Source organism: Massilia solisilvae (genome assembly GCF_024753215.1).
Classification (GTDB): domain Bacteria; phylum Pseudomonadota; class Gammaproteobacteria; order Burkholderiales; family Burkholderiaceae_D; genus Telluria; species Telluria solisilvae.
The window spans coordinates 13,831-25,971 of sequence record NZ_JANUGV010000012.1 but is presented as its reverse complement, the minus strand read 5'-3'; the positions used below and the strand labels follow the sequence as shown (position 1 = coordinate 25,971).

The 12,141-nt window shown below is 67.4% G+C and carries 10 protein-coding genes and 1 tRNA gene; 7 read left to right on the top strand and 4 right to left on the bottom strand.

The window, feature by feature from the left end:
* Positions 1-23 precede the first annotated feature (23 nt).
* Positions 24-2,096 carry a M13 family metallopeptidase gene (locus tag NX773_RS22955; RefSeq protein WP_258858556.1) on the top strand — a complete coding sequence of 691 codons (2,073 nt, stop codon included), beginning with the start codon at positions 24-26 and terminating at the stop codon, positions 2,094-2,096.
* A gap of 61 nt (positions 2,097-2,157) precedes the next feature.
* Here NX773_RS22955 and NX773_RS22950 read toward each other — a convergent pair whose 3' ends face one another.
* Positions 2,158-2,898 (bottom strand): hypothetical protein, encoded by a 741-nt coding sequence (locus NX773_RS22950; RefSeq protein WP_258858555.1) that lies wholly within the window; start codon positions 2,896-2,898, stop codon positions 2,158-2,160.
* 240 nt (positions 2,899-3,138) lie between these two features.
* Between NX773_RS22950 and NX773_RS22945 the strand changes: the two genes are divergently transcribed.
* A complete protein-coding gene (locus NX773_RS22945; protein ID WP_258858554.1) occupies positions 3,139-3,699 on the top strand; it encodes a hypothetical protein in 561 nt (186 codons plus the stop codon).
* Between the two features lies 1 nt (position 3,700).
* Here NX773_RS22945 and NX773_RS22940 read toward each other — a convergent pair whose 3' ends face one another.
* On the bottom strand, positions 3,701-4,498 hold the full coding sequence (locus NX773_RS22940) for a mechanosensitive ion channel family protein (protein WP_258858553.1): 798 nt from the start codon (positions 4,496-4,498) through the stop codon (positions 3,701-3,703).
* 115 nt (positions 4,499-4,613) lie between these two features.
* A complete protein-coding gene (locus NX773_RS22935; RefSeq protein WP_258858552.1) occupies positions 4,614-6,134 on the bottom strand; it encodes a M48 family metallopeptidase in 1,521 nt (506 codons plus the stop codon).
* A 92-nt stretch (positions 6,135-6,226) separates the two neighbouring features.
* Between NX773_RS22935 and NX773_RS22930 the strand changes: the two genes are divergently transcribed.
* Complete coding sequence (locus NX773_RS22930; RefSeq protein ID WP_258858551.1) at positions 6,227-7,222, top strand: extracellular catalytic domain type 1 short-chain-length polyhydroxyalkanoate depolymerase; 996 nt, start codon at positions 6,227-6,229, stop codon at positions 7,220-7,222.
* Positions 7,223-7,270: 48 nt separating this feature from the next.
* Here NX773_RS22930 and NX773_RS22925 read toward each other — a convergent pair.
* A tRNA-Phe gene (locus NX773_RS22925) sits at positions 7,271-7,346 on the bottom strand.
* Between the two features lie 110 nt (positions 7,347-7,456).
* Between NX773_RS22925 and NX773_RS22920 the strand changes: the two genes are divergently transcribed.
* From NX773_RS22920 to NX773_RS22905, 4 genes are read left to right on the top strand one after another with little or no spacing between them, the layout of a single operon-like run.
* Positions 7,457-8,689, top strand: coding sequence for a UbiH/UbiF family hydroxylase (locus tag NX773_RS22920; protein ID WP_258858550.1), 1,233 nt, complete (start codon positions 7,457-7,459; stop codon positions 8,687-8,689).
* Positions 8,690-8,710: 21 nt separating this feature from the next.
* The gene (locus tag NX773_RS22915) at positions 8,711-9,430 is read left to right on the top strand and encodes a DsbC family protein (RefSeq protein WP_258824624.1); all 720 of its coding nucleotides are present in this window, start codon (positions 8,711-8,713) and stop codon (positions 9,428-9,430) included.
* A 28-nt stretch (positions 9,431-9,458) separates the two neighbouring features.
* Entirely contained in the window at positions 9,459-9,917 is a 459-nt protein-coding gene (locus tag NX773_RS22910; protein WP_258858549.1) for a (2Fe-2S)-binding protein, read from the top strand.
* A gap of 9 nt (positions 9,918-9,926) precedes the next feature.
* Positions 9,927-12,140, top strand: coding sequence for a xanthine dehydrogenase family protein molybdopterin-binding subunit (locus NX773_RS22905; RefSeq protein ID WP_258858548.1), 2,214 nt, complete (start codon positions 9,927-9,929; stop codon positions 12,138-12,140).
* Position 12,141: the final 1 nt, after the last annotated feature.

The window sequence follows — 12,141 nt, the reverse complement described above, 5'->3', positions numbered from 1 at the left end:
AAAAGCTCAACCAGGAGACAAACATGAAGCGCACCTTGTGCAGTACCTTGATCGTGGGCCTGTTCGCCGGCGCCACGCATGCGGCCGGCCCGGCGAGCGTTGCCGCCTCGACCGCTCCGGCGGCGGTGGTCGCAGCGCAGCGCGCCGGCGTGGACGTGGCCGCCTTCGACAGCACGGTGCGCCCACAGGACGATTTCTTCCGCTACACGCAGGGCAAGTGGCTCAAGGATGTGGAGATCCCGTCGGACCGCTCGAGCTGGGGCGCGTTCAATGTCGCGCAGGACCATGTCGAGCAGCAGATCCGCACGCTGGTGGAACAGGCGGCACAGGACAAGCAGGCCAAGCCCGGCTCGCCGGCGCAAAAGATGGGGGATTTCTACAACAGCTACGTGGACCAGACGCACCGCAACGAACTGGGGCTGGGCCCGCTCCAGCGCGAGCTCGACGCCATCGCCGCGCTGCGCGACAAGCGCCGGTTCGCGCCGCTGATGGCGCAGCTGGAGATCGCCGGCGCGGGCGGCCCGTTGCACCTGTCGGTCCACCAGGACAACAAGGATTCGACGCACTACCTGGCCGACATCAACCAGTCCGGCCTGGGCATGCCCAACCGCGACTATTACCTGGCGCAGGACGACAAGCGCCTGGCCGACGTGCGCGCCAAGTACCAGCAGCACATCGAACGCATGCTGGCGCTGGCCGGCCACGCCAACGCTGCCAGCGAGGCAGCCGGCATCGTCGCGCTGGAAACCGAGATCGCCCGCGTGCAGTGGAGCGCGGTCGAGAACCGCGACCCGGTCAAGGGCTACAACAAGATGACGGTAACCCAGCTGAAAACGCTGATGCCGAACTTTGACTGGAACGCCTACCTGAAGGCAAGCGGCGTGGGCGGCAAGGCCGCGGCCGTGAACGTGAGCCAGCCGAGTTATCTTTCCGGCCTGTCGGCGCTCATCGACAAGACCCCGGTCGAGACCTGGAAGGCGTACTTCCAGTTCCGCCTGCTCGCCGCCTACGCGCCCTACCTGTCGCAGGCCTTCGTGGACGAGAGTTTTGCGTTCCGCGGCGCCGTGCTGTCCGGCGCCAAGGTCAACCGCCCTCTGGAAAAGCTGGCGATCGCCGAGATCAACCGCGACATGGGCTTCTTGGTTGGCAAGGCCTACGTGGACGCGTACTTCCCGGCCGAGCGCAAGCGCCAGGTCGAGGACATGGTGAAGAACTTCCTGGCCGCGTTCAAGGAGCGCATCGACACGCTCGAATGGATGACGCCGGAGACCAAGAAGCAGGCCCAGGTCAAGCTGGCCAAGATCAACGTCAAGGTCGGCTACCCGGACAAATGGCGCGATTACACGGCGCTGGTGGTCAAGCCGGGCGACCTGGTGGGCAACGTGCGGCGCGCCCGCGCGTTCGCGCACCAGTTCCAGGTGAGCAAGCTGGGCAAGCCGGTGGACCGCAGCGAATGGGAAATGACCCCGCAGACCGTCAACGCTTACTACAGCCCGGAGATGAACGAGGTGGTGTTCCCGGCCGCGCGCCTGCAGTCGCCGCTGTACGATGCCGACGCCGAACCGGCCGTCAACTATGGCGCGGTCGGTATCTCGATCGGCCACGAGATCAGCCACGCATTCGACGACCAGGGCGCACAGTACGATGGCGACGGCAACCTGCGCAACTGGTGGACCAGCGAAGACAGCGAGAAATTTGCCGCCAAGGGCAAGCTGCTGGCCGAGCAGTACGGCAGCTACAGCCCGGTGCCGGGCTACCAGCTGAACGGCCAGCTCACGCTGGGCGAGAACATCGCCGACAATGCCGGCGCGATCATGGCCAGCCGCGCCTACCAGATCTACCTGGCCGGCCGGCCGGCGCCGGTGATTGACGGCATGACGGCCGAGCAGCGCCTGTTCATGGGCCTGGCCCAGGCCCGGCGCGGCAAGGCGCGCGAGGCCGCGCTGATCGCGCAGGTCAAGTCCGACCCGCACTCGCCGTCAGAATTCCGCGTCAACGGCAGCCTGCGCAACCATCCGGGCTTCTACGAGGCCTTCGAGGTCAAGCCGGGCGACAAGATGTACCTCGCGCCCGAGCAACGCGTGATTTTCTGGTAAGGACGCCGCGCCCCCCGGTGGGGCGCGCGGACTTCCGGCCGGATCGGGAACGGTCCGGCGTTCAGAGAATCTCGTGCCACCTGGCAGTGGTCGAATACTCTTCCTTGTATTCGCAGTACATGCCCTCGCGCTCGGCGACCTGGGCGCCGGCCTTGTCCTTCAGGATCCAGTGGAACTGCTTGCACGGGAAGCCGGCGACCGGCTGTTCGCCGCTCAGGAGCACCTGGCCCTGGAATTTGGCCCCTTTCCAGTCGATGTGCTGGCCAGGCTTGAGCGCCAGCAGCATCGCGTCGAATTTCTCCTTGCTGGAGCCTCCCTTGACCACCGCGAAGTGCGCCCACGCGTCGAAACTGTAGCCGCCCTCGCAATCGCTGCAAGGCACCTTGCTCGCGTTCTCGAACTTTTTCTTCATGTCGCGCGCCGCGTCGAATTTCAGGTCGGCGAACTTGTAGTAGCTGCACTGGGTTTCTTCGGGCCACAGCACCTCGGGCTTGAAATCCGCTGGGCGGGCGCCCACCGGCGGCAGGACGTTGCCTTTCAGCTTGCGGCAACCCGGGGCCGCGCTCGCATCGGAAGGGCGTTGCGCGCCGGCGGTGGCCGGGGCATCGGCATTGCGTGTCGCCGGCGCGGCCGCGGGGCTGCGCTCCTGCGGCTCGGCTGCCGGCTTGTCCACCATCTTCTGCACCGCGCCCACGGCGGCCTGGGCGGCAGCGTTCTTCAAGGTGTCGAGCCACTGCGCATGGGCGCCGAGCGGCGCCAGGGCGATGCCGCACAGCGCGGCGATGAGGGTCTTTCTGATCATGGCGATATCCCGTAAATACAGCCCAAAACCGCCATTATCGCAGGCCGCGTTCGGCAGGTTGTCGTAAATGTTTCTCCGTTTTCGCAGACAGCCGGAGACGCCGCCGGCGCTGACGGAAGTTGCCGTTTGAGCAAGCTCAAGCATCCTGCCCGAGGGCGAAAACTTTCCGCTACAACTGTCTAGACTGGCGTGGCGCCGTCCCGTGCGACGGTTCACGTCTCTTCGTCAGGAGGAAGCCACATGAAGAAAGTACTGGGGATCGGCGCCGCGTTGTGCCTGGCCCTGAGCGCCGCGTTCGCCTGGCCGGCCAATGACATGCGCAAGGACGACTACCTCGAGCACCAGATCAAACGCGGCTACGAGATCGTTCCGCCGGGCGTCAAGCTCAACCTGCAAGACAAGAATCGCGCCCTGGTCGGGCTGGGCAGCTACATCGTCAACACCAGCGGCTGCATCGATTGTCACAGCCATCCTTCGTACCTGCCCGGCGGCGACCCGTTCCAGGGCCAGCGCGAGATCATCAATGCGTCCGAGTACTTGTCCGGCGGGCGCACCTTTGGTCCCGAAATCACCGCGCCGAATCTTACGCCCGACCACGCCGGCAAGCCGGCCGGCCTGACGCGGCGCGAATTCATCGAGACCCTGCGCAGCGGCCACAACCCGAAGGACCCGGCCGGCCAGATCCTGCAGGTCATGCCGTGGCCAACGTTCGGCAAGAAGACCGAGGCCGACCTGGCCGCGATGTACGAATACCTGCGCGCGATCCCGTCGCTGCCGGACAATCCGCACCCGGGCCCGTAGTTCAGGTTGCCGCGCGGCGGCCGTTGCCGCTGCGCCGGTCCACCAGCCCGTGCCGGTGCTCGACGCCGCTGTATGGCAACTCGTTGGCTGCACTGATCGATTGCCGCACGCGCCCGGTCGCGCCCTGGTTGCGCTCGTAGAAATTGCGCACGATGGTCCCGGCGGTGTCGCGCGCGCCGAGACCAAACGACAGGCCGATGGCCAGTGCGACCGCCCCGACCAGCGCCATGAACAGGATGTCCACCAGCGTGCTGGCCACCCCGATCTGGTACACCGCGACCAGGATCGCAAAGCCCCACACCGCCCACCGGGCCGCCGTGGCCACCAGTTCCGGACGCTCCAGCCGGGCCTTGGCGGCGGTCTCGCGCACGATGCCGGACACCGCATTGGCGGCCATGCCGCCGATCACCAGCACGATCACGGCGACCGCCAGGTTGGGCAGCCACATCAGCAGCTGGTGCAGCACCTGCGACACCGCCGGCACGCCCAGCGCGTCGAACGCGACCACCAGCGCGATCAGCCGCACGAACCACTTGGCAATCCCGGCCAGCACGCCGGACGGCGAGCGCTTCAGCGCCTGCGCCATCGGCCCCATGCCGGCGCGGTCGGCAAAGCCGTCGAAATGGACGGCGCGCAGCAGCGCCACGATCGCCTTTTCGATCAACGAGGCGATCAGCCAGCCGATGCCCAGGATGATGAGAAAGCCGATGATGCGCGGAACGGCCGCAAACAGCAGCGACATGGCTGCGGACAGCGAGGCCATCAGCGAAGCGCCCCAACTGGTGATCTGCGAGTTCATGACGTCCTCCGTGAGCTCGATGGTGACGGTCATCGTTCGACCGGCCGAGCGTGCCGTGGTTCGGCGGCGTCGACCGTGTTCGCCATCAAGCCCCAGGAGCCGCCGGGCCCTGCGCTCAGGCCGCCTGCGCCTGCTGGATCTGTCCCACCCACTGGTGCGCGCGCGCCTCGCCCTCGTGCGCGAGCAGGAACTGGAAGCCGGCGTGCAGGGCCTCGCCGGCCAGCCGGCGGTCATGGCGCGCCGCCTCGGCCAGGTAGTCGAGTCCTTCGCGGCGGCGCTCGTCCAGCAGGATCTGGCCGTACATGCAGGATGCCTTCGGGAACGGGCCGCCGCCCTGGCGCAGCAGATGCGCCAGCACCGGCTTGGCCGCCTGCGCCGAGTCGAACTCCACCTTCAGCACCGCCAGCTCCTGCAGTTCGTGCAGGGGCAGGGCGGACAGCGGCGCCGCATCGAGCTCGCGCAGGCGCGCCTGCGACCGGGTCACGCGGCGGTAGCGCTCGCCCCAGTCCTTGCCATGGTCGCGCCACCATGCCTGGTCGAATTCCTCGGCCAGCTGGTTGGCCAGCTCGCCCAGCAGCGACACGGCGGCGCTGCGCGCCAGCGGCTGCGGCAGCGCCGGCTGCTGGCCGAGCGCCTCCACGCGCTCGCGCAGGCAGGGATGGGTGTCGTCGTAGCCCGACTCGTACTGCCAGGCGCCCTTCAGGCGCTCCTGTGTCGCCCATTCGTCGTGGCTGATCCGCAGCGCCGTGGCGAACGACTTGTACGGCATGAAGCCCGGGCGTTCGCGGGTGTCGGCCTGGCGGTACAGGGTGGACCAGAACTGGGTGTGGAACCAGGTGGCGAGCAGCTCGGTGCGCACCAGGCTGGCGGCCGCCACGTCCGCGCCGGCGAGCCTGGCCGAGGTGCGGTCCGCCTCGTATTCGTGCTGGCGGCGCAGCACGAAGCTGCAGGCGTCGAAGTAGGGCATGAAGGCATCGAGCGGCTTGAGCAGCAAGCCATACCAGACCGATGCTTCCGAGGCCGCATCCACCCGCTCGTGCACCTTGTGCAGGATCAGGCGCTGGCGCCATACCCAGTTGCCCAGCCGCCCGTGCGCGCCGCACAGGTGGCCGTATTCGTGCGCGACGACCGACTGCATGCCCGAGGTGCTGTGGCCGAACAGGAAGGGCAGGCCGAGAACGAGGTAATTCACGCTCGGCCCGACCAGGCCCCAGCTCGGCAGCTGCACGATGCCGGCGTTGTAGTCGGTATCGACCAGCACATGGTGGATGGTGGGTCCCTTGAGCTTTGCCTGCATCTTGTCGAGCAGCTCGAACAGCACCGGCGCGTCCGCGCGCATGATGGCGCGGCCCTGCGGCGGCGACAGGCGCATCGCCAGCGTACGCAGCGTGACGTACAGGATCGGCAGCGCCATCAGGCCAAGGATGCCGGCGGCGATGGCGACACGGTTCACCCCGTGCTCGCGCGACCAGGCGACGGCGCCATACAGCAGCGCCGCATTGAGGAACAGGACGCAGAACAGGGCCACATAGGCGGCCACGCTCATCAACAGAACCCGGGCCCGGAACGCCTGCGGCGAGTTCGCCGACTGCGCTTCCAGGCGCTTGACCAGCCAGCCAAATTCTTCCTCGTTCACGGCACGCCCCGTTATTGAACAGAGCTTGATTGTATTGCGAAAAACTTTCTTCTTGGTAATATTTATGGGAGACACACCGAAGGAGCCCGTCCATGAAGTTTCGCTACCACCTCGTGCCGTACTGCCTGGTCGCATCTGCGCTGCTGGCGTCCACCGCCGCGCGGGCGGAGCAACCGGGCGAGAACATCCGGCATCGCCTCGAACAGCGGCGCGCCGACCGCGGCGCGGCATCCGGTCTGCAGGAAATCCAGGTGCAGGGCCGCAAGGTGCTGGTGCATGTGCCGGCCGGATATGATCCCGCCCGCCCGGCGCCGCTGGTGCTGGCCTTCCACGGAGGTGGCGGTAGTGCCGACTTCATGGCCGACGACGCCCGGTACGGCCTGCAGGGCCAGGCCGACCAAAGCGGCTTTCTCGTCGCCTTTCCCAATGGCGCCAGCAGGCTGCCCGGCGGCCGGCTGGCAACCTGGAATGCGGGAGCCTGCTGCGGCTACGCGCGCGACCAGGACAGCGACGACGTCGGTTTTGCGCGCGCGGTCGTGGGCGCGATCAAGGCACGCTATGCCATCGACGAGCGCCGTGTTTTCGCCATCGGCATGAGCAATGGCGGCATGCTGGCCCACCGGCTGGCCTGCGAGGCGGCGGACCTGTTCCGGGCGGTCGCCTCGGTCGCCGGGCCGGATGCCACCCTGCGTTGCAGCCCGTCGCGGCCGGTCTCGGTACTGCACATCCATGCCCGCGACGACGACCATGTGCTGTTCGACGGCGGCGCCGGCCCGGGCGCATTTCGCGACCAGCGCAGTGTGATGGATTTCGTGTCGGTGCCGCAGACCATTGCGGGCTGGGTGCAGCGCGACCAGTGCAGCGGCAGGGCCCAGCGGGTGCTGCAGGTCCCCGGCGCCTACTGCGAGGCGTATCAGGATTGCGCCGGCGGGGCACAGGTCCAGCTGTGCGTGACCGACACCGGCGGCCATTCATGGCCCGGCGCGGACCGGGTACGGCAGGGCAAGGCAGCGGCATCGACCGCGCTGGACGCGAGCGCTGCGATCTGGCGGTTCTTCGACAGCCAGCCGCCGCGTCGCGGAAATTGACGAAAAAAAACGCCAACCTGCGGAAGGTCGGCGTTTTTTTTTAATCTTTGGTGGCCCGGGGCGGAATCGAACCACCGACACAAGGATTTTCAATCCTCTGCTCTACCAACTGAGCTACCAGGCCAAGAGAGGCATGATTATAGCCAGTGGATTTGCGCTCTGCAAGTCCCGCTTGAAACTTTCTCATCGCCCGGGACGCGCCCGCGGACGGCCCGCCGGGGCCGAGTCGCTATAATGAACGCTATGACTACCTCGACCTCTTCCTCCGCACAGTACCGCAGCGACGTCTGCATCGTTGGCAACGGCGCCATCGCCAAAACCACGGCCCTCGGGCTCGCACAGGCCGGGCACAGCGTGACCTTGCTGGTCCCGCCCGCGCGCTCGGGGCCGAAGGAAGAGGCCAGCGGCGGCGAGCGTCCGTGGGACGTGCGCGTGTATGCGCTCAACCACACGGCCCACAACCTGCTCTCGTCGCTCAAAGTATGGGGCGCGCTCGATTTGTCGCGCGTGGCGCCGGTCGATTCCATGATCGTGCATGGCGACGGCGAGAACGCCGGCGGCCTGTCGTTCGACGCCTTCAGCGCCCACACCGGCGCGCTGACCTGGATCGTCGAGGACAGCAACCTGATGCAGGCGCTGGACGCCGCGCTCAAGTTCGCGCCCAACATGCAACTCGTCAGCGGCCGCGCGGCGAGCTTGGCGGCCCGCCACGATGGCGCCAGCGTGCGGCTTGACGACGGCACGGTCATCGAGGCCGAGCTGGTGCTGGGCGCCGACGGGCGCGAATCGTGGGTGCGCGGCCAGTGCGGCATCGGCATCGATTACCGCTCGTACCACCAGCGCGGCGTGGTCGCCAATTTCTCCTGCGAAAAGCCGCACCACGGCGTGGCCTACCAATGGTTCACCTGCGACGAGGGCATCGTCGCGCTGCTGCCGCTGCCGGGCAACCGCGTCTCGCTGGTCTGGTCCGCGCCCGACACCCTGGCCGACACCTTGATGAGCGAGTCGCAGGGCGAGCTGGCGATCCGCCTGGGCGAGTTTGCCGAGGACAAGCTCGGTTGCCTCAAGCCGCTGCAGCCGGAGATGGTCAAGGCCGTCCCGCTGGTCATCATTCGCCCGCATTCGATCGTGGCGCCGCGCGTGGCGCTGCTGGGCGACGCGGCGCACGCGGTGCACCCGCTGGCCGGCCACGGCATGAACCTGGGCTTTGGCGACGTGGTGGACCTGCTCGAGGTGCTGGCCGGACGCGAGGATCACCGCAGCCTGGGCGACGAGCGCGTGCTGGCCCGCTACGCCCGCGCCCGCAAGGAAGACGTGCTCTTGATGCAGCTGGCCACCGATGGCCTGGAGCGCCTGTTTGGCGCGAATCTTGAGCCAGTGCGAGTGATCCGCAATTTAGGGTTAAACTTGCTCGATAAATTGCCGATGGTAAAGCGGCGGCTGATTGCCCACGCGATGGGCAGGTAACTCATTCATTAAGGAATACATATGTTGAAGCGAAAGCTCGCCGTATTGATGGCGACGGGCCTGATTGCCTCCTGCGTTGGCGCCGAAAACACGACCGAAGCGAGCATTCGCAAGGCGGTCGAGCCGCGCCTGGGTGGCGCCAAGATCGAATCGGTCAAGGAGACCCCGTATGCCGGGCTGTACGAGCTGCGCGTCAACGGCGACATCCTGTACACCGACAAGACCGGCCAGTACCTGGTCATCGGCCACATCTATGACGTGAAGACCTCGCAGGACCTGACCCGTGCCCGCATCGAGGACATCCAGAAGATCAAATTTTCCGACCTGCCGCTGGACCTGGCGATCAAGCAGGTCAAGGGCGACGGCAAGCGCGTGATCGCGGTGTTCGAGGACCCGAACTGCGGCTACTGCAAGCGCCTGCGCCAGACCACGCTCAAGAACACCGACAACATCACCATCTACACCTTCCTGTACAACATCCTGTCCGACGATTCGGTGGCCAAGTCCAAGAACATCTGGTGCTCGGCCGACCGCGCCAAGGCCTGGGACGACTGGATGATCAACGGGAAGCAGGCCCCGGCCGCGCCGGAGAACTGCCAGACGCCGAACGACAAGGTGCTGGCGCTGGGCCAGAAGCTGCATATCCAGGGCACGCCCGCGATCTTCTTTGCCGACGGCAGCCGCATCCCGGGCGCCGTGGACCAGAAAGCGCTGGAAGCCAAGCTGGCAACGCTGAAGTAACAAAAACAACCATCACTGGGGGAGAAGCATGGTCCAACTGAACGTCAACGGGCGCGACGTGCAGGTCGACGCCGACCCGTCCACGCCCATCCTGTGGGCATTGCGCGACAACCTCAACATGACCGGCACCAAGTTCGGCTGCGGCGCGGCGCTGTGCGGCGCCTGCACCGTGCACCTGAACGGCAACCCGGTCCGTTCCTGCGTCACGCCGATCTCGGCGGCGGTGGGCCAGAAGATCACCACGATCGAGGCCATCGAGCAGGACAAGGTCGGCAAGGCGGTGCAGGATGCGTGGGTCAGGCATGACGTTCCCCAGTGCGGCTACTGCCAGAGCGGGCAGGTGATGAGCGCGACCGCGCTGCTGCGCACCAACAAGGCGCCCACCGACGCCGATATCGACAGCGCCATGAGCGGCAACATCTGCCGCTGCGGCACCTACCAGCGAATCCGCGCGGCCATCAAGGACGCGGCCAAGACCCTGGCATAAGGAGGCCACATGCGTACCGAATGGATGAACCAGGAGGCGCCCGTGCGCCCCGAGGGCGGCATCTCGCGCCGCGGCTTCATGAAGGCCGGCGCCGCGCTTGGCGGCGGCCTGGTGCTCGGCTTCTTTATTCCCACAGCCGGCCGCTTCGCGCGCGCCGCGGGCGCGGCCCCGGCGCCGTCTGCGCCCAACGCCTTCCTGCACATTGCACCGGACAACACGGTCACGGTCATGGTCAACCGCCTGGAGTTCGGCCAGGGCGTGCACACCGCGCTGCCGATGCTGATGGCCGAAGAGCTCGATGCCGACTGGTCGCAGGTGCGCGGCGAGCTGGCGCCGGCCGGCGACGCCTTCAAGGACCCGCTGATGGGCATGCAGATGACCGGCGGCTCGGGCAGCGTGGCGCACTCGTTCACCCAGTACCGCGAGATCGGCGCGCGCGCTCGCGCCATGCTGGTTGCCGCCGCGGCCCAGAAGTGGAACGTGCAGCCGGCGCAGTGCAAAACCGCAAACGGCGTGGTGTTCGGCCCGGCCGGCCAGAAGGCCAGCTACGGCGAACTGGCCGACGCGGCGATGGCGCAGCCGGTGCCGGCCACCGTCACGCTCAAGGACCCCAAGGATTTCCGCTTCATTGGCAAGCCCATGAAGCGCATCGATGCGCGCGCCAAGTCGAACGGGCGCCAGCAGTTCGGCCTGGACTTCAAGCCCGAGAACTGCAAGGTGGCGCTGGTCGCGCGTCCGCCCGTGTTCGGCGCCAGGGTGGCGCGCGTCGATGCCGCCAAAGCGCTGGCAATCAAGGGCGTGCGCGCCGTGGTCGAAGTGCCGACCGACCGCGGCGGCCGCGGCGTGGCCGTGATCGCCGACGGCTACTGGCCCGCCAAGCTGGGCCGCGACGCGCTGGCCATCGACTGGGATACCAGCGCGGTGGCCAAGACCGATACCGCAAAGCTGATGCAGGAATATGCGTCGCTGGCCAAAACGCCGGGCACGGTGGCCAAAAAGGCAGACATCGCGCCGCTGGCCGGCGCGCCGAAGAAGATTTCGGCCGTCTATGAATTCCCCTACCTGGCGCACGCGCCGATGGAGCCGCTCAACTGCGTGGTGGACCTGCGCGCCGACCACTGCACGGTGTGGGCCGGCACCCAGTTCCAGACCGCGGACCAGGCGGCGGTGGCCGCCACTGCTGGCCTGAAGCCCGAGCAGGTCACGGTCAACACCATGATGGCGGGCGGCGGTTTCGGCCGCCGCGCGGTGCCCACCTCGGATTACATCGTCGAGGCGGTGGGCGTGGCCAAGGCCTGGCGCGCGGCCGGCCACGGCGAGCCGGTCAAGGTCATGTGGAGCCGCGAGGATGACATCAAGGGCGGCTACTACCGCCCGGCCTATGTGCACCGCGCCGACATCGGCCTGGACGCCAAGGGCAACATCGTCGCGTGGGACCACGCCATCGTCGGGCAGTCGATCATCACCGGCACGCCGTTCGAGCCCTACATGGTCAAGAACGGCGTGGATGCGACCAGCGTGGAAGGCATGGGCGAGCCGTACGCCGTGCCGATGAACCTGACCGTTCATAACACCAAGGCCAACGTGCCCGTGCTGTGGTGGCGTTCGGTCGGCTCGACCCACACCGCGTTCGTGATGGAGACCCTGATCGACGAAGCCGCGCACCTGGCCAACATGGACCCGGTGGCGTACCGCAAGAAGCTGATGGGCCCGGAGCACAAGCGCCACCTGGCGGCGCTCGACCTGGCGGTGGCCAAGTCCGGCTACGGCAAGAAGGCGCTGCCGAAAGGGCATGCCTGGGGCGTGGCGCTGCACGAGTCGTTCAATTCGGTGGTTGCGTACGTGGTCGAGGCTTCGCTCGACAAGGGTGCGCCCAAGCTGCACCGCGTGACCGCCGGCGTGCACTGCAACCTGGCCGTCAATCCGCTGACGGTCGAGGCGCAGGTGCAGGGCGCCGCGCTCATGGCGCTGGGCACCACGCTGCCCGGCGCGGCCATCACGCTCAAGGACGGGCTGGTACAGCAGCAGAACTTCAACGACTACCGCGTGGCGCGCATGAACGAAATGCCGCATGTGGACGTGTTCATCGTCCCCTCGGCGGAGCCGCCCACCGGCATGGGCGAGCCGGGCCTGCCGCCCTTGGCGCCGGCCTTTGCCAACGCGCTCTATCGCCTCACCGGCAAGCGGCTGCGCAAGCTGCCGTTCGACCTGACCGCTGCCTGAG